The organism is Xylophilus sp. GW821-FHT01B05 (genome assembly GCA_038961845.1).
Lineage (GTDB): Bacteria > Pseudomonadota > Gammaproteobacteria > Burkholderiales > Burkholderiaceae_C > Xylophilus.
In genome coordinates this window covers 4732977-4755188 of sequence record CP152408.1, presented here as the reverse complement: position 1 = coordinate 4755188, position 22212 = coordinate 4732977, and the positions used below count along the sequence as shown (strand labels likewise).

The following is a 22212-nucleotide window of genomic DNA, read 5'->3' as shown; positions in this document are numbered from 1 at the left end:
GCCAGTGGTGCAAGCCAAACCCTACCCCTCGATCCGGAGCCCTCTGTTTAACCTTGGAGAAACTCGCAATGAAAAAATCCCTGATTGCCTTGGCTGTGCTGGCTGCTTCCGGCTCCGCGATGGCTCAGTCCTCCGTGACCCTGTTCGGTATCGTTGACGCTGCTGTGTCGCGCGTTGCCGGCAATGGCGCTGGTAACCGTGTTGGCCTGTCCACCGGCAGCAACAGCGCCAGCCGTCTGGGATTCCGCGGTACCGAAGACCTCGGCGGCGGCCTGGCTGCCAGCTTCTGGCTCGAAGGCGCCCTGAGCACCGACACCGGCACCGCCCAAGGTCTGAGCTTCCAACGTCGTTCCACCGTCAGCCTGTCCGGCAACTTCGGTGAAGTCCGCCTCGGCCGTGACTACGCTCCGACCTACTGGAACGTGACCAACTTCGATCCGTTCGGCACGCGCGGCGTTGGCCAATTCCTGGGCGCTGACACTTTCGGCGCTACGATCCGTAACAACAACTCCGTTGGTTACTTCCTGCCTGCGAACCTGGGCGGCTTCTACGGCCAAGCACAGTACGCCTTTGGCGAAGCATCGTCCACCGCTGTCAACGACAAGGCTGGCAACTACCTGGGTGCTCGCGTTGGCTACGCCAACGGTCCGTTGAATGTTGCTGTTGCACTGGGCCAATGGAAGCAGTACGTTGGTACCTCCACCACCACGGCTAACAACGACCTGCGTCTTGCCAACCTCGGCGCTTCCTACGACTTCGGCGTTGCCAAGGTCCTGGGTTACATCGGCCAAGAAAACGTCAAGAACGGCGTCGTTGGCAACAGCAAGGCAAACTCCTACCTGCTCGGCGCAACCGCTCCTCTGGGCGCTGGCGAACTGCGTGCTTCTGTCGCTCGCTTCGACCTGAAGGACAGCAGCAACGACTTCACCAAGTTCGCTATCGGTTACGGCTACAACCTGTCCAAGCGTACCCAGGTCTACACGACCGTTGCTTTCCTGAAGAACAAGGGCAATGGCGTTCGCTCCGTGGCTGATGACGGCCTGGCAGCTACCGGCACGACCCCTGGCGGCAAGTCCAACGGCTTCGACGTTGGTCTGCGTCACAGCTTCTAATCACATGCCGGCCTGGTGCCGGTAGTGATCAGAAAACAAAAAGCCGCCAGCCTTCGGGCCGGCGGCTTTTTTCATGGGCGAAGCAAAAGGGCGTTATCCCCAGGATCAGGAGCTGCACTCCTGTCGTAAGCTCATGTTCGTGCGCCATCTTCTTTTCTACTCTCTTGCGATCGCTGTTGCCAGTGTTCTGGCTGGATGCGGATCTGTCCCACCATCCGCGCCTGCGCCGGAGCTGGCAAAGGAGCAGGGCGCGGCCTGGACTGGCTCCGGGGTGAATGGCATGCCTTGGCGCTGGGAAGAGCGGCATTTTCCCGGCAAGCAGCCCACGCTCTACACCTATGGCAGGGTGGACGGAATCGACAGCGTGCAAGCCACGGCGGTCTCTTCGGCGAGCATGTTTCGCACTGTGCTGCAGCTGCCCCCGGCCGAGGTAGGGCACTTGCAGTTCTCGTGGAAGGTGCCGGCCTTGATCGCGGCGTCGGACATGGGGCGCCGCGATGCCGACGATGCGCCGGCACGCCTGGTATTGGCGTTCGACGGCGATCGCAGCCGGTTTTCGACCAAGGACGCGCTGCTGTCCGAGTTGGCCCGTACGCTGACGGGCGAAGAAATGCCCTACGCCACACTGACCTACGTATGGTGCAACCACCGGCCGGTGGGCACCGTCATTCCGCATCCGCGCACGGACCGCATTCGTGCCCTGGTGGTGGAGTCCGGCCCCATGCGCCTGGGGCAATGGGTTGCCTACGAGCGTGACGTGCAGGCTGACTTCAAGCTGGCCTTTGGCGAGCCGGCAGGCGGCTTGCTTGGTGTAGCCCTGATGACCGACAGCGACAACACCCGCTCGGATACCCATGCCTGGTACGGCCCGGTGCGGCTGCTGCCGCAGCAGTGAACTGGGAACACCCCCAGGCTACGCACTTCGTGTCTTCGCCTTCCCCCTCAAGGGGGCACATCCAGCGGCCCGGCGGAGCCGGTTCCGCGGATGTTTTGGCAGGGCCTGCGCCGCGCGCCTTCTGAGCCTATCGGTCAGGCGTAGCGCTTGTTGCGCAGGTTGTTCTTCATCTGTTTGAGCAACGGCTGCAGCGGGCTGCCGATGCGTAGCGCCACGCAGGTGGCCAGCACGTCGACGATCAGTAGGTGCAATAGCCGCGACACCATGGGGCTGTAGCGGTCGTAGCCCTCGGGGTGGTCGGCGGCCAGGTGGATGTGGCCGGCCGATGCCAGCGGTGAGCCGCTGGCGGTGATGACGATGGTGGTGGCGCCGTTCTTGCGCGCAATATCCGCAGCGTCCATCAGGTCGCGGGTGCGGCCTGAGTTGGAGATGATCACCACGCAGTCGCCCGGGCCCAGCATGGTGGCGCTCATGACCTGCATGTGGCCGTCGCTGTAGGCGATGGCGGTGACGCCCAGGCGGAAGAACTTGTGCTGCGCGTCTTGGGCCACGATGCCCGAGTTGCCGACGCCGAAGAACTCGATGCGCCTGCCGGTTTTGTAGGTGGCGGCCAGGGCCTCGGCGGCGCGCTCGAGCGCCACGGTGCTGGCGTCGTTGCGGTAGCGCAGGAAGGCGGCGACGGTGTTGTCGACCACTTTCACCAGTACGTCACCGGTCTTGTCGTCGGTATCCACGCTGCGGTGGATGAAGGGCACGCCTTCGGCCACGCTGCCGGCGAGTTTGCGCTTGAAATCCGACAGCCCGTCATAGCCCACGCTGCGGCAGAAGCGCACGACGGTGGGCTTGCTGACGTGGGCGCGGTCGGCCAGCTCGGCGACGGGTTGGGCGGCAAAGCTGCGCGGGTCGGCCAGCACCAGGCGGCCCACGCGCTGCTCTGCCGGCGCCAGCGACGGCAGGGAGGCGTGGATGCGCTCGAGCATGCCTTCTTCGGTCATCAGTTTTCTTCGCTCCAGCAGTGGCCGTCGCGCGCGATCATGGCGCTGGAGGCGCTCGGCCCCCAGGTACCGGCTGCATAGGGGCGGGGCGCCTGGCTGCTGTGCTGCCAGTGGTCCAGGATGGGCTCGACCCAGCGCCAGGCGGCTTCCTGCTCGTCGCTGCGCACGAACAGGTTGAGGCGGCCGTCGATCACGTCGAGCAGCAGGCGCTCGTAGGCGCCGACGCGCTCGGAGCCAAAGCGCTTGTCGAAGTCCAGGTCCAGCTGCACTGGCGCCAGCGTCTGGCCCTTGCGGGCGGCGCGCCGGTTGTCCTGGCCCTCGGCCAGCAGGTGCAGTTCCAGGCCGTCCTTGGGCTGCAGGTTGATGACCAACTGGTTGGAGGAGCCTGCCGGCGCCGGGTAGATCGGGTGCGGCGTGGGGCGGAAGTTGATCTCTATGCGCGCGTCGCGCGAGGCCAGGCGCTTGCCGGTGCGGATGTAGAAGGGCACGCCGGCCCAGCGCCAGTTGTCGATCTCGGTGCGCAGCGCGACGAAGGTCTCGGTGCGGCTGTCCGGGTCCACGCCGGGCTCCTCGCGGTAACCCTGCACCCGCTCGCCATAGGCGGTGCCGGCGGTGTATTGGCCGCGTATGGCGTGGCGCTCCAGACTGTCTTCGGTCCAGGGCTGCAGCGAGCGCAGCACCTTGAGCTTTTCGTCGCGGATGGCGTCGGCGTCGGCGCTGATCGGCGGCTCCATGGCGATGGCGCAGAGCAGTTGCAGCGCGTGGTTCTGCACCATGTCGCGCAGTGCGCCGGTGGTTTCGTAGAAGGCGCCGCGCTTCTCCACGCCCAGGTCTTCGGCGATGGTGATCTGGATGTTGGCGATCAGCTCGCGCCGCCACAGCGGCTCGAACAGCGCATTGCCGAAGCGCACGGCAAACAGGTTCTGTACCGAGGGCTTGCCCAGGTAGTGGTCGATGCGGAACACCTGCTGCTCGTCGAAGACGCGGCGCACGGTTTCGTTGATGGCGCGGTTGGAGGCCAGGTCGTGGCCCAGCGGTTTCTCCAGCACGATGCGGGTGCGCGGCGTGGCCAGGCCGGCGGCGCCGAGCTGCTCGCAGGCCATGGTGAACAGGCCTGGCGCCGTGGCCAGGTACATCACCACGGTGTCGGCGTTGCGTGATTCGAGCTTGGCCTTCAAGCGTGCGTAGTCGGCTGGCTTGGACAGGTCGAGCTGCACGTACTGCAGCAGCGAGGCGAACTTGGCGAATTCTTCGGGGCTGGGCCGCTTGGCGCCTTCGACCTCTTCGAAGCGGGCCTGGATCAGCGCGCGGTACTGGTCGTCGTCCAGGTCGTCGCGGGCCACGCCGATGATGCGGCCGTCGGGCGGCAGGCTGCCGTGGCGAAAGGCCTGGAACAGGGCCGGCATGAGTTTGCGCCAGGCAAGATCGCCGGTGCCGCCGAACAGTACGAGATCAAAGGACATGGTGAGGAACCTGCAAAGGAGTTTGACTGTAACGGGGTTTGGATCGGCGGGCTTGGAGTCGCTTTGGCTGTGGCCTATACACTTTTGCCCGATGCGGTAGGCCATTGCCGTGCAGAAACCTCTCAGGATGCGCATGAATCAACTCGATGCTCTCAAGCAATTCACCACTGTTGTCGCCGACACCGGCGATTTTCGCCAGCTCAGCGCCTACCAGCCGCAGGACGCGACGACCAACCCGTCGCTGATCCTGAAGGCGGTGCAGAAGCCCGAATACCGGCCGCTGCTGGACCAGACCGTGGCGCGCTTTCGCGGCCGGCCGCTGGATGAAATCATCGACCGCCTGCTGGTGCGCTTTGGCACCGAGATCCTGTCGCTGATCCCGGGCCGTGTCTCTACCGAAGTGGACGCGCGCCTGTCCTTCGACACCGAAGCCACCTACACCCGCGCCGAGCGCATCGTCGAGCTGTACGAGGCCGAGGGCGTGCATATCGACCGTGTGCTGATCAAGGTGGCCGCCACCTGGGAAGGCATCCAGGCTGCGGCGCGGCTGGAGCGGCGCGGCGTGCATACCAACCTGACGCTGTTGTTCTCCTTTGCCCAGGCGGTGGCCTGCGGCCAGGCCAAGGTGCAGCTGATCTCGCCCTTTGTGGGCCGCATCTACGACTGGTACAAAAAATCCGCCGGCAGCGCCTGGGACGAGGCGGCCCATGCCGGTGCTAACGACCCGGGCGTGAAGTCGGTGCGGCAGATCTACGAGTACTACAAGCACGTTGGCATCGCCACCGAGGTCATGGGTGCGAGCTTTCGCAACATCGGGCAGATCACCGCGCTGGCGGGCTGCGACCTGCTGACCATCAGCCCCGACCTGCTGGCGCAACTGGCCGCATCTGAGGCACCGCTGGCACGCGCGCTGGACCCGGCGGCGGCCAAGGCGCTGCAGATCCAGCCGGTGCAGTACGACGAGGCGGGCTTCCGCTACGCGCTCAACGAAGACGCCATGGCCACCGAGAAGCTGGCCGAAGGCATACGCGCCTTTGCCGCTGACGCGCACAAGCTCGACCAACTGACGCTGGCGGCCTGAGCCCGGGGATGGCATGAGTTTCCCCCGCTGCGACACCACTCCCGCCTGGGCCGAACTGCGCCAGTGCTTCGAGACCACTGGCCGCGACTTCGACGCGCGCCATGCCTTTGTGGCCGACCCGGAGCGCTTCGACCATTTCAGCCAGCAGGCGCCTTACGTGTTTGCCGACCTGTCGAAGAACCGCATCGACGCCGCCACCGAGGCGCTGCTGCTGCAACTGGCGCGCGCCTGCGGCCTGGAGGCGCAGCGCGACGCCATGTTTGCCGGCGAAGCCACCAACACCACCGAAGGCCGGGCAGTGCTGCACAGCTTGCTGCGTCACCCAGGATTTAAAGAAAAAGTGCCTGAAACCCAGGCGGGTAGCCGGCTATTAGCTATAAAAAACATGGCATCTGCCTTCCAGGATGTGGGCGAAACGCGCGACGCCATGCTGGCCTATGCCGAGGCCGTGCGCGGCGACGCGGCGATCACCGACGTGGTCAACATCGGCATCGGCGGCTCTGACCTCGGCCCGCAGATGGTGGTGCTGGCGCTGGACGAGTACCGCGCGCCAGGCAAGCGCTTTCACTTTGTCTCCAACGTCGACGGGCATGAACTGGCGGCAGTGCTGCGCCAGGTGCGGCCCGAGAGCACGTTGTTCCTGATCGCCTCCAAGACCTTCACCACCACCGAAACCATGACCAACGCGCAGAGCGCGCGGGCCTGGTTCGAGGCGGCCGGCGGTACCGACGTGGCGCGCCACTTCGCGGCCCTGACCACCAATGTGGAGGCCGCGCGGGCTTTTGGCATCAGCACCACCTTCGGCTTCTGGGACTGGGTGGGCGGGCGCTATTCGCTGTGGTCGTCCATTGGCCTGGCGATTGCGATCGCCATTGGCGCCAAGGGCTTTCGCGAGTTTCTGGCCGGCGCGCATGCGATGGACGAGCACTTCCGCACTGCGCCGCTGGAGTCCAATCTGCCGGTGCGCCTGGGCCTGCTGGATGTCTGGTACCGCAACTTCCACGGCTTTGGCAGCCGCTGCGTGGCGCCCTACCACCAGGCGCTGCGCCGCTTGCCGGCCTTTTTGCAGCAGTTGGAGATGGAGAGCAACGGCAAGCGCGTGGACCGCGACGGCCAGCCCGTGCCCTACGGGACATCACCCGTGGTCTGGGGCGAGCCCGGCACCAACGGCCAGCACGCCTTCTTCCAGATGCTGCACCAGGGAACCGACGTGGTGCCGCTGGAGTTCATTGCCGTGCGCGACGCTGCGCACGACCTGCCGGGCCACCACCCCAAGCTGCTGGCCAACGCCTTGGCGCAGGCGGCAGCCTTGCTGCAGGGGCAGGCCGACGCGGGTGGCCACAAGCACTTTCCGGGCAACCGGCCGAGCAGCTTCTTTGTGCTGGAGCGGCTGGAGCCGGCATCGCTCGGCGCGCTGTTGGCGTTGTATGAGCATCGCGTTTTCGTGAGTGGTGCGCTGTGGGGCATCAACAGCTTCGACCAGTGGGGCGTGGAGCTGGGCAAGGTGCTGGCCCGGGACATAGAGCCGCGGCTGGCGTCGGGCGATACGCAGGGGCTGGACCCGTCCACGGCCGGGCTGCTGGCTGTGCTGCGCGCAAGTTAGTTACCGTTACATCAGGCGCAAGATGTAGCATCGCGCGCGGGAGGGGGCGGATTCCCGGCCTCCCGTGCCCGTTCACTCTGGAGGAAGTCTGATGAATTTCGGTCAAGCCATTTCCGTTTGCCTGCAGAAGAAATACGTCGATTTTTCGGGCCGCGCCAGCCGCTCGGAATTCTGGTGGTTCTTCTTGTTCCAGCTGTTGGCACTGCTGGTGGCCTCGCTGATCCACCAGTTTGTGTACTTCGTGGTGGCGCTGGGGCTGTTCCTGCCGGCGATCAGCGTGAGCGTGCGCCGCCTGCATGACGTGGGCCGCAGTGGCTGGTGGCTGCTGCTGCACTTCGTGCCCCTGATCGGGTCCCTGGTGCTGCTCTACTGGGCGGTGCAGCCCAGCCAGCCCGGCGCCAATGAGTTTGGCGAGCCGCCGGCACAGTTGGATCTGGCCGGCCTGCCGCCCGGCGCGGTTTGACGTCCTCGTATTGAAAAAGCCCCGCAGGCTGCAAGGCCTGCGGGGCTTTTTCTATGGGGCGCGGCTTATTGCATGAACCAGCCGTGGCTCACCACCAACGACTGCCCGGTCAGCGCGTTGGTCTCGAAGCCGGCGAACAGCAGCGCGACCTCGGCCACGTCCTGCACGGTGGTGAATTCGCCGTCCACGGTTTCCTTGAGCATGATCTTCTTCACCACGTCGTCTTCGCTGATGCCCAGGGCCTTGGCCTGTTCGGGGATCTGCTTTTCGACCAGCGGCGTGCGGACAAAGCCCGGGCAGATCACGTTGGCGCGGATCTTGTACTTGCCGCCTTCCTTGGCCACCGTCTTGCACAGGCCGATCAGGCCGTGCTTGGCTGTGACATAGGCTGACTTGAGTACCGAGGCCTCTTTGGAGTGCACCGAGCCCATGTAGATGATGCTGCCGCCCGTGCCGGACTTTTGCATGTGCGGCAGCACCGCCTTGGTGGTGAGGAAGGCACCGTCGAGGTGGATGGCGAGCATCTTCTTCCAGTCGGCAAACGGAAACTCTTCGACCGGGTGCACGATCTGGATGCCGGCATTGCTCACCAGCACGTCGACACCGCCATAGGCCGCCACCACCTCGGCGACGGCTGCGTTGACCTGGTCTTCATTAGTGACGTCCATGGCCACCGCCATCGCGGTGCCGCCGGCCCGGGTGATGTCATCGGCCGCGGCCTGTGCGGCGTCCTTGTTCAGGTCGGCGATCACGACCTTGCCGCCTTCGCGCGCATAGGTGATGGCGATTTCCTTGCCAATGCCGCTGGCGGCGCCGGTGACGATGCAGACCTTGTTCTGGAGTTTCATGAGAGTGCCTGTACGGTGAAGCTAAGGGTGAGGGAGGGGATGGAGGTTCAGCTCAAATAATCGTGGATGACGGTGCCCATGCCAAGCGTCATGTCGGTCAGGATGTGCGTGCCGGATAGCACTTCCAGTACCGGCAACTGTGCCACGGGCGCCAGCGCGTGGTGCGCCAGCTCCAGCGCGGCGGGGCCGGTCCAGGCGCCCTTGACGGTGACGTCTTCGAGGAAGTAGCGCACCAGCTCGCAGATGCGCGGGCCGCCGTCCACGTGCGGAATGATCTTGAGCAGGTAGTTGGGCGCGAGCAGGCCTTTGAGTACGCCTGCGGTATCGAGCGCGTGGTGCTTGTAGCCCATGGTGGCGGTGGCCACGCGCACCGAGCCGTAGTCCAGCGTGCCGAGCAGGGTGTCGGTCTCTACCGCGAGCCTGGGCGCGGCGAGCTTCTTCGGAAAGCCCCACAGCTCGCGGCCGCCGGCAATGGGCGCCTCGTCGTTGAGGTACATCGAATGCACATAGCCGCCGGCCTGGCCTTCGAATGTGACCGGGATCACCTGGCCCGACTCGGTGTAGTCGCCAAAGCCGGTGGAGTCGGGCATGCGGATGAACTCGTACTTGACGATGGGGTCGGTGATCTGCGGCGGCTCGGGCACCACGGCGCGCAGCGCGTCGGGGTCGGTGCGGTAGGTGACGATCAGGAATTCGCGGTTGACGAAGCGGTAGGGCCCGGGCGGGAAGGCCGGGCTGGTGAGCGGCATGGCGAAGGCGTTGCGCTTGACGTCGGCGATGTTCATGTGGCGGGCCCGGTGGTGGAGCTGTCGGAGGTGAGGTCGAACACATGCACGCCGCTGGCGCTGCGCTCGTGCCCGGTCCAGCGCGGGTCGTGCAGGGTGTGCGACATGTCGGCGCGCCCGGTGTCCCAGTGCTCTTGCATGGACAGGCGCGAGAACTCGTAGTCCTTGGATTGGCTCTCGTAGTGCTTGCTGCGGTAGATCAGGTGCACCACGTCGACGGCGCTCTCGCAGCGCATGCGGGTCAGCGCCTGCAGGTCGGGGTCGTCGCGCAGCGCGGGCGGCAGCTTGGCCAGCAGGCGCTTGGCGGCCTGCGTGATCACCTGCATGTCGAGCTCGTTGTTGGTGTTCATGCGGGTGCGGCTGGAGAAGCGGATGTCCTTCTCGCGCTCGGTCACCTCGGCGAGGGTGGTGGGCAAGGGGCCGGTCGCGGCGAACAGGTCGACCTGGAACACCAGGCGGCGCCGCTTGCCGGGCTGGTCGAGCACGTACTGCAGTGGCGTGTTCGACACCAGCCCGCCATCCCAGTAGTGCTCGCCGTCGATCTCGACCGGCGCAAAGCCGGGCGGCAATGCGCCGCTGGCCATGACGTGGCGTGCGTCTATGCGCTGCTTGGCCGAGTCGAAGTACTCGAAGTTGCCGGTGCGCACATTGACCGCGCCGACCGACAGGCGTACCGGCCCGTCGTTGAGCAGGTCGAAGTCCACCAGCCGCTCCAGCGTGCGCTGCAGCGGCGTGGTGTCGTAGTAGCTGATCGCCTCCAGGCTGCCGCGCGGCTGGAACGGCGCTGGCGGGAAGCGCGGCGTGAAGAAACCCGGCACGCCGCACAGCATGACCCGGGTCGCGCTGGCGTCGTTCAGCGTGGCGCGCGCCGTGCCGCCCGCGCTGCTGATGCCGATGGAGGGCAGTGGAGGCGATGAGCTGACCAGTTCCCAGAATTCGCGCAAACGCGCCAGGCGCCTTGCGGCCGGGTTGCCGGCAATCAGCGCGGCATTGATCGCCCCGATGGAGATGCCGGCGACCCAGGTCGGCTCGCGGTAGACCTTGCTCAGCGCTTCGAAGACGCCGCCCTGGTAGGCCCCCAGCGCGCCGCCGCCCTGCAGCACAAGGATGCATTCGTCGTCGGTGCTGGAGGGAGGAGGGCGGATCGCCGGGGTTGCTGGAGGACGCGGAAGCGGGCGCGAAGTCTTCATGGGCAGTGGCGGTGGAGGTTGTGCGCGTTTCAGCCGATGGATGAACCCGTGCGGATGGACGGGTGCATGCGCGAACTGCCGCTGCCCGTTCCGGTGAGCAGGATACGTCGATGCCGGGCGTACAGGTGTAGGCATTCGCCTTCAACCGGAAAGAGTTTGTGGCCGGCGCAGGTGTCACATGGCCGTCACCGGGTGCGCGTTGTGCGTGCTGCATCTGTGCTGCATTTATTTGTAACTACTCAGCCCCCTGAGGGCAGAGGTGGTCGAAGCCTGGGGCCTACGTACAGCGGCAGGCCCGCCGAACGGTGCAGGGCGAGCGCAGGCAACCGAACAGCATCGCCCCTACAGCACAGGCTGCCTGGTGTTCCCCGAGAAGACACTGATGAGGCAGTCAAAGAGGCAGGCGCGCTGCTTGCGCATAGTGGCCAGATAGGAGCGCAGGGTAAAGAAGGTATCGGCCCCCTCCCGCGTGCGAAAGCAGCCCGAGACCTTCTGTCGGACCTTGGACATGCGCAGGGCCTGCTCGGCCAGGTTGTTGGTAAAAGGCACGTCCGCATCGGTCATGAAGCGCCAGACCTCGCGGCGGTGCACGCGCAGGCGCTTGAGCAGATTGAACGCCTTGCTCTGCTGGTGGCGGCCCTGTCTGTTGCGGGGCGCCCCCGAGGGCAAGACCTCCGGGTGCAGCCGCTCCCCGCGCTGCAGCAACTGTTCCCACTGCGCTTCGAACCAGGCCTGGCGCTCCAGCGGAAGTGGTGAGTCTGCTTGCGCCACCTCGCGCTGCGCCTGCAGCAGCAGCTCCATCATCTCGCGCGCCCAGCCATCCCAGATCCTCTCGCCCATCTGCTCGTGCACGAAGGTCAGCTCCCGCAGGTGGTGCGCATTGCACAGGCTGTGCGTGCAGTCCAGCCCCTTGTAGCTGGCCAGCCCGTCGTGCACCAGCGTGCCCCGCACGCCGGGCAGGATGCCCAGGGCTTCGAAGGCTGCGCTGCCACGCTTGGCATGCAGCCCCAGCCACGTCAGCGAGGCCGTGACGGCGCAGTGCAACCAGGCCAGGGTGCCCTTGACCCGGATACCGGTCTCATCGGCGTGCACAACGGGGGCGCCTTGTACGGCCTGCCCGATGGCCGCTACCGTGGGCGCCAGGGTCTGGGCCGCCTGGTGGCAGAAGGCCAGCACGCTGGCTTGGGACAGGGGCAGGCCAAAGGCGTCGCGCAGGAGCTCGCAGGTGCGCTGCAGGGGCACCAGGTGGTGCTGGTTCAAATGCACGGCCAGGGCCTTGGCCCGGGGGCCGTATTGCGTGGGAGCGCTGATGCCCTCGGGGAAGCTGCCTTGGTGCACGGCCCCGCAGCGGCAGGTGGAGCGGATCAGTTGGTGTTCGATGACCTGGGCGCGCAGCGCCGGGAGTTCGAAGACCTGGCGCTGGGCGATGACCTCGTGCTGGGCCAGCAACTCCTGGCAGGCGTTGCAGCGGGGGGCACTCTGGTGGGTGATGACCTGGTCGACTTCGGCGCTCTGGCGCAGCGTGTGGCCGCCGTGGCCCTTCTGGCCGCCTAGAGGGCGCTGGCCGCTGGGGCGCAGGGACTTCGGGGCGGGTTTGGCCAGGCCATCGCTGGAGGGCGGCTTGCTGGAGTTGCGGCTGTTGAGGGCCAGCCGGGCTTCGAGCTCGGTGATGCGCGCTTGCATCACTGCGAGCTGGGCGGTGAGCGATTGCACCTGCCCCAGCAGCGGCCACAGCATCCTGATCAGTTCGTCCTTCTGCGCGTGGCTCAGCGTGCTGAGATCGGGCAACGCTGGGAGGTCGGGCTGGCTCGGGTGGCTGGGCATTGCCGCTATTGTCTATTAGCGAATCCGGGGACCTGAGTAGTTACATTTATTTTGGTAAAAAGTGCCTCTAGCCCAGGTGTAGTCTGGGCTAATAGCTATATTATTTGTAGCTATGGCTGCTTGCCGCTGCAGGCGGTACCACGGCTTCACCTGCGCTACATGGGCGGGACACCCGCACGGGCTAGATTGCGCCTTCCTCCTTTTTCAGAGAAAGACGCTTCCATGTCCTACCGCCATGTGCTGGTCCTGTCCTTGGCCCTGAGTGGTGCCGCCTGCTTTGCCCAGGATGCCGGCAACGCGCCGCCCTCGGATCGCGGGGGCCACCGCGGCCCGCCGCCTGAGGCCATTGCCGCCTGCCAGGGCAAGACCGAGGGCACGTCCGTCAGCATCACGATGCGCGATGGCCGCACCATGACCGGCACCTGCAAGACCGGTCCGGACGGCACACTGGCGGCGCGCCCGGACCACATGCCACCGGGGCCGCCGCCAGCGCAGTAAGCATTCGGTCATTGGCGGGGGCTGCTCAGCGCGTGGGCAGGTTCCCGCATGCCAAGAGCGGAGAGACCCGCCGTGTCAGGGCGTTTTCGCTTCGTATAGGTAGCGCTGGAAACCGACGAACAGCCCCCGCACCTGCTCTGGCTGGCCGAGCTCCGCGAATGCATCGGACAACGCGTTGTGGTATCTGAGCTTCAGCAGCGGCGACAACTTCTCGACGCCCAACTCGCTCACGCCTTCTTTCACGTACTGAGCCAGCACGAAATCGATGAACGCACTCTGCTTGTCGGTGAACTGCCTGGCCGTTGCCTCGCTGGCAGCCGTGGCCCGAACTTGGCGGGTCAGAGGCGCCGAGGAAAATGCCACATAGGCCAGCACATCGAACAGGTCGCTTTTCTCCGCCTCGATCAGCTTCTGCATCTCGCCGATCTGAACGGTGCCGAAACCCTTGTCGGCCAGCCCCACCAACAACCCCTTGCGTGTTTCGGGATCGCTCCATATCGTGCGCAGCTCGGCCTCGTCACGGAAGAATGTTGGTAGCACGCCGAACAGGCTTTCCATGAATTGCGCAGCCGAAAGCGGCTTGCCGTCCGGCCCCCAGAAGCTGGTGGCGACCATGCTCTGGATGGCGCGCTCCTTGCCGTCGGCCAGTTGTCCCCTGATCTTCGCGGCACGCACCGGCGGCAGATAGTCGGGCGGCGGTGATTCCTTCGCTGTGGGCGGAGTGCCCGGCAGCTTCGGCGCACGCACTTCGGGTTCGACCGGTTCGCCATCCCATTCCGGGTCCGAGAACAACTGGTGCGCCCGCACGAAGTCGTAAATCGTGAAGTAGTCCTTACCCTCATACAGCCGCGTGCCACGGCCGATGATCTGCTTGAACTCGATCATCGAATTCACTGGCCGCAGCAGCACGATGTTGCGCACGTTGCGCGCATCTACACCGGTGGAGAGCTTTTGCGACGTGGTCAGGATGGTCGGGGTCGTTTTCTCGTTGTCCTGGAACTCGCGCAGATGCTGGTTGCCCAGCGCGCCGTCGCTGGCCGTCACGCGCTGGCAGTAACCAGGGTCGGTGCTGGTTTTCATCTGATTGATGAGGTCGCGCACCGCCAGCGCATGGTCTTGCGTGGCGCAGAACACGATGGTCTTTTCGCGTTGGTCGATCATGTCCATCAGCTTGCGCACACGGTAGGCCTCGCGTTGCCTGATTTCGATGATGCGGTTGAAGTCTGCCTCCACGTAGCGCTTGCCAGCCTCGATCTCGCCCTCGACCAGCGTGTCGTCGGCTGTGTAGACATAGTCGTCCAGCGTGGTCGCAATCTGCCCCACTTTGAACGGTGTCAAGAACCCGTCGTTGACGCCGTCCTTCAGCGAATACACATACACCGGCTCGCCGAAGTACGCATAGGTGTCGGCGTTGTCGCGGCGCTTGGGTGTGGCCGTCAGCCCGAGCTGTACCGCTGGTGCAAAGTATTCGAGGATGCCGCGCCAAGTGCCTTCGTTGTTGGCTCCGCCGCGGTGGCATTCGTCGATGACGATCAGGTCGAAAAAGTCGGGCGGGTAGTCGCCGAAGTAGGGCGCCTCGTCGGTGCCGCTCATGAAGGTCTGGAAGATCGTGAAGAACACGCTGCCGTTCTTCGGCACCCGGCCCTTTTTGCGGATGTCTGCCGGGTCGATGCGCACCAGTGCGTCTTCGGAGAATGCCGTGAACGAGGTGAAGTCGTTGTAGGCCTGGTCGGCCAGGTTGTTACGGTCCGCCAGAAACAGGATGCGTGGCCGGCGTGATGGCTCTGCATCGTTCTTCGCATCCTTCAGGTTCCAGCGGCTTTGAAACAGCTTCCATGCGATCTGGAAAGCGATAGATGTTTTGCCGGTGCCTGTTGCTAGAGTCAGCAGCATGCGCTGCTCGCCGTTGGCCACTTTCTCCAGCACGCGGTTGACGGCAATCTCCTGGTAGAAGCGGATGTCCCAGGTGCCGCTTTTGTTCGGAAAAGTTACCGTAGCAAAGCGGTCACGCCACACATTTGGCGCTGCAAAGGTCTGCTCCCACAACGCTTCCGGGCTCGGGTACTGCGCCACGTCGCCCTCGGCGCCCGTCGCCATGTCGATGCCGTAGATGGCCTGCCCGTTGGTCGAATAGGTGTGGCGAATCGCCAGCTTGGCCGAGTAGCTCTTGGCCTGGGCCACGCCCTCGGTGTGTGGTTTGTCCCAGGCTTTTGCCTCGACCACTGCCAGCTTGGTATTGCGGTAGACCAGCACGTAGTCGGCAATTTCTGGCTTGGCTGGTGCACCGCCTCCCTGCAGGCGACCCGGCGTGATGCGAAACTCGCGCCGAACGGAGCTGCCTTCGACTACCCCCAGCCTGCGGCCTTGAGGGCAGGGTCAACGTGTTCGGCTCGGGTTTCGGATTCGTTCATTGCATAACGCTTCTCAACCGGGCGTTTGAAATACTGGTTGCGCCAAGGCCTGCTTGGGGCTCACGATCTGAAGATGCGGCACTGCCGGCGCGGAAAGCAGATCATCGTCTCCAGTAACCAACCACTGCGCGTTCGCCGACAGGGCGGTGTGGATGAATACATCATCGTCTGGATCTCGGCAATGTGTTTGCGTCGAAAGCGACGCCTGGATTTCGACCCATCGCGCAACGGCAAGCGCCGTATCCAGCAATTTGTTTCGCGCTTCGATCGTCAGGTAGCGGTCGAATTTCGGCTTCCAGATGCGGGAGTGCAACTCCGCAAAAGTGGCGTCACAAAACACCGGCAGGGCATATGCCAAAACATGGGCCACTACTTTGGCGGGAGGCCCCGCCTGGGACAGCGCTGCGCTGATCCAGACATTGGTATCGAGCACCACCGCAAGGCGACGCTCAACTTTCATCGGCAAGCAGTTGGTCCAGGATTTCCGGCGTCATGCCCGCGGCGGCGGCGTGAGCGGCAGATTCTTCGAGCGTTTTTTGAAGCCTGTCGGCATAAAAGGCCCGCATCGATTCGTAATCTTGCACGCTCACCATCACACCCACCAGACGGTCATGCTTGAGCACGCCCACCGGCGCACGCTGCGCGCGGTCCAGGAATTCTCCGAACCGGGTCTTGGCTTCGTTGGCAGTGAAGGTTTGCATGGTGGCGCTCCTTGCGTGAGGGTTGGATCGTGCAATTTAGCTGAATCGTTCGATTTGGTCAAATTATTCAAACAGCGCCTGCTGGCCGCCGACATACTTGGCCGTGCCGTTTGGAACCAGGTCTTTCTCTGGAATCTGCACAATGGCATTTCGGAACTTGCGCTCGTCGATCTTGAGCTTGTCAGCATGCCAGTGGCCGCGTGACCGTGGGCTGGGCCTTGGCCATCGCGGGGGAGATCGCGCGGGCCTTCGTTGCGGTTGCGCCGCCTGCGCCATGAAAAAGCCCCCGCAGGTCTTGCAACCTGCGGGGGCTTTTGCGTGACTTGCTTCGCCGGCAGGCCGGCGAAGTGGGTCGACCGGGCTCTTACATGCCCATGTCGCCCATGCCGCCCATACCACCCATGCCGCCAGGCATGCCGCCGGCACTGGATTCTTCCTTCGGTGCTTCAGCAATCATGGCTTCGGTCGTGAGCAGCAGGGAAGCGACGGAGGCAGCGTTCTGCAGAGCAGTGCGCGTCACCTTGGTCGGGTCCAGGATGCCCATTTCGATCATGTCGCCGTAGGTGTCGTTGGCAGCGTTGAAGCCGTAGTTGCCCTTGCCGTTCAACACTGCGTTGACCACCACGCTCGGTTCGCCACCGGCGTTGTAGACGATTTCGCGCAGGGGCGATTCGATGGCCTTCAGGATCAGCTTGATGCCGGCGTCTTGATCGGCGTTGTCGCCCTTGATCTCGCCAGCAGCTTGCTTGGCGCGCAGCAGTGCCACGCCGCCGCCGGCCACGATGCCTTCTTCAACGGCAGCGCGGGTAGCGTGCAGCGCGTCTTCCACGCGTGCCTTCTTTTCCTTCATTTCGACTTCGGTGGCAGCGCCAACCTTGATCACGGCAACACCGCCGGCCAGCTTGGCCACGCGTTCTTGCAGCTTTTCGCGGTCGTAGTCGCTGGTCGCTTCTTCGATCTGGATGCGCACTTGCTTGACGCGGGCTTCGATGTCAGCAGCGGCGCCAGCGCCGTCGATGATCGTCGTGTTTTCCTTGCCCACTTCGATGCGTTGTGCCGAACCCAGGTCAGCCAGCGTCACTTTCTCCAGGGTCAGGCCGATTTCTTCAGCGATGACCTTGCCGCCCGTCAGGATGGCGATGTCTTCCAGCATGGCCTTGCGGCGGTCGCCGAAGCCAGGAGCCTTGACAGCCACAACCTTCAGGATGCCGCGGATCGTGTTCACGACCAGGGTAGCCAGGGCTTCGCCTTCGACTTCTTCGGCAATGATCAGCAGCGGACGGCCCGACTTGGCAACTTGCTCCAGCGTGGGCAGCAGGTCGCGGATGTTGCTGATCTTCTTGTCGTACAGCAGCACGAAGGGGTTTTCCAGAATCGCAGATTGCTTTTCCGGGCTGTTGATGAAGTAGGGCGACAGGTAGCCGCGGTCGAACTGCATGCCTTCGACGACGTCGAGTTCGTTGTCGAGCGACTTGCCGTCTTCAACGGTGATCACGCCTTCCTTGCCGACCTTGTCCATTGCGTCAGCAATGATCTTGCCGATGGATTCGTCGCTGTTGGCCGAGATGGAGCCGACTTGCGCGATTTCCTTGGAGGTGGTGGTGGCCTTGGAGGCCTTCTTCAGCTCGGCGACCAGGGCAGTCACTGCCTTGTCGATGCCGCGCTTCAGGTCCATCGGGTTCAGGCCGGCGGCCACGTACTTGGAGCCTTCGCGCACGATGGCTTGGGCCAGCACGGTAGCGGTGGTGGTGCCGTCACCAGCGTTGTCGCTGGTCTTGGAGGCCACTTCCTTCACGAGCTGGGCGCCCATGTTCTGGAGCTTGTCCTTGAGCTCGATTTCCTTGGCCACGGACACACCGTCCTTGGTCACGGTGGGGGCGCCGAACGAGCGTTCGAGCACCACGTTGCGGCCCTTGGGGCCCAGGGTCACCTTGACGGCGTTGGCGAGAATGTTCACGCCTTCGACCATGCGAGCGCGGGCTTCGCCGCCGAAGACTACGTCTTTTGCTGCCATGTTGATTTCTCCGAAATTCAGTTAAGAGGGATGCTAGGGAAGCGAGAAATTACTTCTCGACGACCGCGAACAGGTCTTCTTCCTTCATGACCAGCAGCTCGTCGCCACCGACCTTGACGGTCTGGCCCGAGTACTTGCCGAACAGCACGCGGTCGCCGACCTTCACGCCGACAGCGGAGACTTCACCCTTGTCGTTCTTCTTGCCCGGGCCGACGGCCAGAACTTCGCCTTGATCAGGCTTTTCGGCCGCTGCGTCGGGGATCACGATGCCCGAAGCGGTCTTGGTTTCGCTGTCAATGCGCTTGACGATCACGCGATCGTGCAGAGGACGAAGGTTCATTGCATCTCCTAGGAATTGGGACAATGTCAGGTCGAAAAAACATCGCCTCAGGGGGCGATGTGGCAAAAGGCACAAGGACACGCACCGTCAACCGCCAGAAGCAGTTGCTAGCACTCAAGCCCTGCGAGTGCTAATCATATAGGCTTTTGGAGGCGTTTCAAGAGCGGGCAGGTCGCCCAGCCTTGGGGCGGGGCGGGAAGCAGCGCGTGATTTGGTGTGATATTTCCATATACTTGGAAATATGGAAATGAAATCTGCCGTCGCCGCACTCGCCGCCCTGGCCCAAGCCTCTCGCCTTGAGGTGTTCCGTTGTCTGGTGCTGGCTGGCCCTGATGGCATGTCCGCTGGAAAGATCGCGCAGGCCATGGACATGCCGTCTTCGTCCCTTTCCTTTCACCTGCGGGAGCTGTCCCAGGCGCAACTGGTCACTTCGCGGCAGGACGGACGCTTTGTCATCTATGCACCTAATTTCGCCGCGATGAACGAGCTCCTTGGTTTCCTCACGGAAAACTGCTGCGGTGGCGCGCCTTGCGAGGTCTGCGTGCCGGCCCTGCCACCGCCGCCCCACAACACCGCAACGGAAAGCAAGGCATGACTGAAAAGATCTTCAACGTCCTGGTGCTGTGCACCGGCAACTCGGCGCGCAGCATCATGGCCGAGGCCCTGATCAACACCCTGGGCCAGGGCCGCTTCCGCGCCTATAGCGCGGGCAGCCATCCCAACGGCCGGGTCAATCCCCGCGCCATCGACAAGGCCCGGCAGGTGGGCTATCCCGTCGAGCATCTGCGTAGCAAGAGCTGGGACGAGTTCGCTGTGCCTGATGCGCCGCAAATGGATTTCATCGTCACGGTGTGCGACAACGCCGCAGGCGAGGTCTGCCCGATCTGGCCCGGCCAGCCCATTTCGGCCCACTGGGGCTTCGAGGACCCAGCCGCCGTCGAGGGCAGCGATGAGGCAAAGCAACGCGGCTTCGATACGGTCTTTCGCCAGATCATGGGCCGCGTGCGCATCTTCGTGAGCCTGCCTTTCGCAAGCCTTGATCGCGCGGCGATCAAGCGCGAGATGCAGGCCATCGGACACGCCTTGGCGAGTGCCTGAGGTGGGGGCGTCCGTGCAGGATTCGTCGGCAGCCAAACCGCCGATGGGCCGTTTCGAGCGTTACCTGACGCTTTGGGTGGCCCTGTGCATTGTTGTCGGCATAGGCCTTGGCCAGGGCTGGCCAGGCTTGTTCCGCCATATCGCCGCTTTGGAGGTGGCGAAGGTCAATGTGCCGGTGGGCGTGCTGATCTGGATCATGGTCATTCCCATGCTGCTGCGGGTCGACTTCTCGGCCCTCGGCCAGGTCAAATCCCATTGGCGCGGCATCGGGGTCACGCTGCTCATCAACTGGGGGGTGAAGCCGTTTTCCATGGCCATCCTCGGCTGGATCTTCATTCGCCATGTGTTCGCGCCGATGCTGCCTGCGGCCCAACTGGACAGCTATGTCGCCGGCCTGATCCTGCTGGCTGCCGCGCCGTGCACCGCCATGGTCTTTGTCTGGAGCCAGCTCTGCAAGGGCGACCCTTACTTCACGCTGTCCCAGGTTGCCTTGAACGACGCCATCATGGTCGTGGCGTTCGCGCCGCTGGTGGCGCTGCTGCTGGGCCTGTCGTCCATTGCCGTTCCGTGGGGCACGCTGATGGCATCGGTGGGCCTCTACATCATCGTGCCCGTGGTCATGGCGCAGTGGCTGCGCAAGCGTCTGCTGGCCCGGGGCAGGCAGCACCTCGATAGCGTTGCCGCGAAGCTCGGCCCCTGGTCGATCACTGCGCTGCTTGCGACCCTGGTACTGCTGTTTGCCTTTCAGGGCGAGACCATCATCGCGCAGCCGCTGGTGATCGCGTTGCTGGCCGTGCCTATCTTCATCCAGGTGCTGTTCAATTCGGGCCTGGCCTACCTGCTCAACCGCCGGATGGGCGTGGCGCATTGCGTGGCCGGCCCTTCGGCGCTGATAGGTGCGAGCAATTTCTTCGAGCTGGCCGTTGCGACGGCGATCAGCCTGTTCGGCTTTCAATCGGGGGCGGCGCTGGCGACGGTGGTGGGCGTGCTGATCGAAGTGCCGGTGATGCTGCTGGTGGTGTCCGTGGTGAACCGGTCGCAGGCCTGGTATGAACAAGGCGCTGTGCGCCGCTGATTCAGCGCGCCGCAGCGCCTTGCAACAGGCCGCGCAGCTTTTGTCGCAGGGGAGATTCTTCTGCCGCCGCCGGTGCGCCCAACTGTTGCAGGGCCAGGTCGCGGCTTTGCGCGTTGCGCAGGTCTATCTCCCGCACCACCTGCCCGTGCTGGTAGACAAAGGCGACATCGGCCAGCTCCAGCACGTCGTCGATATCGTGGGTGATCATCAGCACCGGGATGTTCCAGCGCCGTCGCACCTCGGCCAGTTCCTGGCGCAGGCTGCTGCGCAGCATGGGGTTGAGCGCGGCAAAGGGTTCGTCCAGCAGCAGCACCTGTGGCCGGCAGGCCAGTGCGCGGGCCAGGGCCACGCGCTGCTGCTGGCCACCGGATAGCGAGCCCGGCCGGCTGTCGGCCATCTCGCGCAGGCCAAAGCCGTCGAGCAGGCTGTCGATCTGGACGCGGTCTTCTTCGGCGATGCGGCGCCGCCGCCACGAGGTCAGCCCGAAGGCAATGTTGTCGCGCACCGAGAGGTGCGGGAACAGCGCGTAGTGCTGGAACAGGTAGCCGATGCGGCGTGCCGGCGGCGGCAGGTCGATGCCGGTGGCCGAGTCATACAGCGTGCGGCCGTCCAGGCGCACATGGCCCGATGTGGGCCGCAGCAGGCCGGCCATCGCCTGCAGTGTGAGCGACTTGCCCGAACCCGATGGCCCGTACAGCGCCGCAAAGGGCACATCCGTGGCAAAGCGCACGGCCAGCTCAAAGCGCCGACGATCGTCGGCCACCGACAGGCGCAGATCGACGTCGATCATAGGAGAACGTATTTACGATCTCTATGGGGTCGCACAAGTGTCTTTGCGGGATGGGATGCAAGGCGCGGTGCGCCGCCAATAGCACCGCTATTGGCAAGCGCCGCAACGCCGCAGACCGCCCGCAAAGACACTTGCCCGAAGGGGTTGGAGTGAAATCGGGCGATTGAGCGCCCCATCTGCTTGCATGGGCACGAGCCCATGCGGCGCAGACTGGGCCACCCACTCATCCCGATTGCACTCCAATGCGATCCCCATACAGATCGTAAACACGTTCTCATGGCTTGCCGAAGCCGTAACGCGCCAGCACCTGCTGCGAGGCATCGGAGGTCAGGAAGGTGATGAAGTCCTGGCCCAGCGCCTTCTGCTTGCTGTCGGCCACCACCGCCACCGGGTAGCTCACCGGCGTGTGGCCCGAAGGCGTGAGCACGATCTTGACTTTGTCACCGGCAATGGCGGCATCGGTGCGGTAGACAAAGCCGGCTTCGGCCTCGCCGCGGCTCACGTAGTCGAGCACCTGGCGCACGCTGTCGGCCTGCACGAACTTGGGCTCGAGTGGCTCCCACAGCTTGGCGCCGTCCAGCACCTGCTTGGTGTAGCGGCCCACCGGCACGGTGGCGGTCTTGCCGACGGCAATGCGTTTGATGCTGGGGCCGGCCAGGTCCTGCAGCGACTTGACGCCGGTGCCGCCCTGGGCCGGCTCGATCAGCACCAGGCTGTTGGTGACGAAGTTGCGGCGGCTGTCGGTGTCGATCAGCTTTTGCTGCACGCCGCGGTCCATGGTTTCCTGGTCGGCGCTGGCGAACACGTCTACCGGCGCGCCCTGGCTGACCTGCTGCAGCAACGTGCCCGAGGCGGCGAAGTTAAAGCGCAGCGTGGTGCCGGGCTTGCTGGCTTCGAACTTGGGTGCGAGTTCCTTGAAGGCGTCAGTCAGGCTGGCGGCTGCGGACACGGTGAGCTGCTGCGCGGACGCGGCCAGCGGCAGCGCCAGCGCGACGACCAGGGACAAGAGGCGGAAAGAACGCATGG

General features: G+C 64.6%; 23 protein-coding genes. 10 read left to right on the top strand and 13 right to left on the bottom strand.

Annotation, left to right across the window (positions count from 1 at the left end; genetic code table 11):
• The first annotated feature begins 68 nt into the window (after positions 1 to 68).
• Entirely contained in the window at positions 69 to 1112 is a 1044-nt protein-coding gene (locus AAFF27_22225; protein XAH22688.1) for a porin, read from the top strand.
• Between the two features lie 280 nt (positions 1113 to 1392).
• The gene (locus AAFF27_22220; protein XAH22687.1) at positions 1393 to 2007 is read left to right on the top strand and encodes a DUF3047 domain-containing protein; all 615 of its coding nucleotides are present in this window, start codon (positions 1393 to 1395) and stop codon (positions 2005 to 2007) included.
• A 134-nt stretch (positions 2008 to 2141) separates the two neighbouring features.
• Here AAFF27_22220 and AAFF27_22215 read toward each other — a convergent pair whose 3' ends face one another.
• Positions 2142 to 2987: an SIS domain-containing protein gene (locus tag AAFF27_22215; GenBank protein ID XAH26296.1), complete on the bottom strand. Its 846-nt coding sequence runs from the start codon at positions 2985 to 2987 to the stop codon at positions 2142 to 2144.
• 14 nt (positions 2988 to 3001) lie between these two features.
• Positions 3002 to 4465, bottom strand: a complete 1464-nt coding sequence (zwf, locus tag AAFF27_22210; protein XAH22686.1) for a glucose-6-phosphate dehydrogenase — start codon at positions 4463 to 4465, stop codon at positions 3002 to 3004.
• A 133-nt stretch (positions 4466 to 4598) separates the two neighbouring features.
• Between zwf and tal the strand changes: the two genes are divergently transcribed.
• The 3 genes from tal (at position 4599) to AAFF27_22195 (ending at position 7612) form a co-directional block, all read left to right on the top strand.
• On the top strand, positions 4599 to 5546 hold the full coding sequence (tal, locus tag AAFF27_22205; protein ID XAH22685.1) for a transaldolase: 948 nt from the start codon (positions 4599 to 4601) through the stop codon (positions 5544 to 5546).
• A 13-nt stretch (positions 5547 to 5559) separates the two neighbouring features.
• The gene (pgi, locus tag AAFF27_22200; protein XAH22684.1) at positions 5560 to 7149 is read left to right on the top strand and encodes a glucose-6-phosphate isomerase; all 1590 of its coding nucleotides are present in this window, start codon (positions 5560 to 5562) and stop codon (positions 7147 to 7149) included.
• Positions 7150 to 7240: 91 nt separating this feature from the next.
• Positions 7241 to 7612, top strand: a complete 372-nt coding sequence (locus AAFF27_22195) for a DUF805 domain-containing protein (GenBank protein ID XAH22683.1) — start codon at positions 7241 to 7243, stop codon at positions 7610 to 7612.
• 65 nt (positions 7613 to 7677) lie between these two features.
• Here AAFF27_22195 and AAFF27_22190 read toward each other — a convergent pair whose 3' ends face one another.
• From AAFF27_22190 to AAFF27_22175, 4 genes are all read right to left on the bottom strand, one after another.
• Entirely contained in the window at positions 7678 to 8460 is a 783-nt protein-coding gene (locus AAFF27_22190) for a 3-hydroxybutyrate dehydrogenase (protein ID XAH22682.1), read from the bottom strand.
• Between the two features lie 47 nt (positions 8461 to 8507).
• Positions 8508 to 9245 (bottom strand): acetoacetate decarboxylase, encoded by a 738-nt coding sequence (locus tag AAFF27_22185; protein XAH22681.1) that lies wholly within the window; start codon positions 9243 to 9245, stop codon positions 8508 to 8510.
• On the bottom strand, positions 9242 to 10435 hold the full coding sequence (locus tag AAFF27_22180; protein XAH22680.1) for a patatin-like phospholipase family protein: 1194 nt from the start codon (positions 10433 to 10435) through the stop codon (positions 9242 to 9244). Before AAFF27_22180 ends, AAFF27_22185 begins: the two co-directional genes overlap by 4 nt.
• A 342-nt stretch (positions 10436 to 10777) precedes the next feature.
• Entirely contained in the window at positions 10778 to 12259 is a 1482-nt protein-coding gene (locus AAFF27_22175) for an IS66 family transposase (protein XAH22679.1), read from the bottom strand.
• A 222-nt stretch (positions 12260 to 12481) separates the two neighbouring features.
• Here AAFF27_22175 and AAFF27_22170 point away from each other — a divergent pair, with 222 nt between their 5' ends.
• Positions 12482 to 12757, top strand: a complete 276-nt coding sequence (locus tag AAFF27_22170) for a hypothetical protein (protein ID XAH22678.1) — start codon at positions 12482 to 12484, stop codon at positions 12755 to 12757.
• Between the two features lie 75 nt (positions 12758 to 12832).
• On the opposite strand, the gene AAFF27_22165 is transcribed toward AAFF27_22170, so the two are convergent.
• From AAFF27_22165 to AAFF27_22155, 3 genes are all read right to left on the bottom strand, one after another.
• Positions 12833 to 15010, bottom strand: coding sequence for a DEAD/DEAH box helicase family protein (locus AAFF27_22165; GenBank protein ID XAH22677.1), 2178 nt, complete (start codon positions 15008 to 15010; stop codon positions 12833 to 12835).
• Between the two features lie 171 nt (positions 15011 to 15181).
• Positions 15182 to 15628, bottom strand: a complete 447-nt coding sequence (locus AAFF27_22160) for a putative toxin-antitoxin system toxin component, PIN family (protein ID XAH22676.1) — start codon at positions 15626 to 15628, stop codon at positions 15182 to 15184.
• Positions 15618 to 15869 carry a type II toxin-antitoxin system Phd/YefM family antitoxin gene (locus AAFF27_22155; GenBank protein XAH22675.1) on the bottom strand — a complete coding sequence of 84 codons (252 nt, stop codon included), beginning with the start codon at positions 15867 to 15869 and terminating at the stop codon, positions 15618 to 15620. Before AAFF27_22155 ends, AAFF27_22160 begins: the two co-directional genes overlap by 11 nt.
• Before the next feature lie 54 nt (positions 15870 to 15923).
• Here AAFF27_22155 and AAFF27_22150 point away from each other — a divergent pair, with 54 nt between their 5' ends.
• Positions 15924 to 16073 (top strand): hypothetical protein, encoded by a 150-nt coding sequence (locus AAFF27_22150; protein ID XAH22674.1) that lies wholly within the window; start codon positions 15924 to 15926, stop codon positions 16071 to 16073.
• Between the two features lie 160 nt (positions 16074 to 16233).
• Here the strand turns inward: AAFF27_22150 and groL are convergent, their stop codons facing one another.
• Both groL and AAFF27_22140 read right to left on the bottom strand, forming a co-directional pair.
• Positions 16234 to 17883, bottom strand: a complete 1650-nt coding sequence (gene groL, locus AAFF27_22145) for a chaperonin GroEL (protein ID XAH22673.1) — start codon at positions 17881 to 17883, stop codon at positions 16234 to 16236.
• A gap of 49 nt (positions 17884 to 17932) precedes the next feature.
• On the bottom strand, positions 17933 to 18223 hold the full coding sequence (locus AAFF27_22140; GenBank protein XAH22672.1) for a co-chaperone GroES: 291 nt from the start codon (positions 18221 to 18223) through the stop codon (positions 17933 to 17935).
• 241 nt (positions 18224 to 18464) lie between these two features.
• On the opposite strand from AAFF27_22140, the gene AAFF27_22135 reads away from it, so the two are divergent.
• The 3 genes from AAFF27_22135 to arsB are packed head-to-tail and all read left to right on the top strand — an operon-like array spanning position 18465 to position 20396.
• Entirely contained in the window at positions 18465 to 18818 is a 354-nt protein-coding gene (locus AAFF27_22135) for a metalloregulator ArsR/SmtB family transcription factor (protein ID XAH22671.1), read from the top strand.
• Entirely contained in the window at positions 18815 to 19321 is a 507-nt protein-coding gene (locus tag AAFF27_22130) for an arsenate reductase ArsC (GenBank protein XAH22670.1), read from the top strand. Before AAFF27_22135 ends, AAFF27_22130 begins: the two co-directional genes overlap by 4 nt.
• 43 nt (positions 19322 to 19364) lie before the next feature.
• Positions 19365 to 20396 (top strand): ACR3 family arsenite efflux transporter, encoded by a 1032-nt coding sequence (arsB, locus tag AAFF27_22125; GenBank protein XAH26295.1) that lies wholly within the window; start codon positions 19365 to 19367, stop codon positions 20394 to 20396.
• Between the two features lies 1 nt (position 20397).
• Here arsB and AAFF27_22120 read toward each other — a convergent pair whose 3' ends face one another.
• Positions 20398 to 21186: an ATP-binding cassette domain-containing protein gene (locus AAFF27_22120; protein XAH22669.1), complete on the bottom strand. Its 789-nt coding sequence runs from the start codon at positions 21184 to 21186 to the stop codon at positions 20398 to 20400.
• Between the two features lie 274 nt (positions 21187 to 21460).
• Positions 21461 to 22210, bottom strand: coding sequence for a molybdate ABC transporter substrate-binding protein (gene modA / locus AAFF27_22115; protein XAH22668.1), 750 nt, complete (start codon positions 22208 to 22210; stop codon positions 21461 to 21463).
• Between the last annotated feature and the right edge of the window lie 2 nt (positions 22211 to 22212).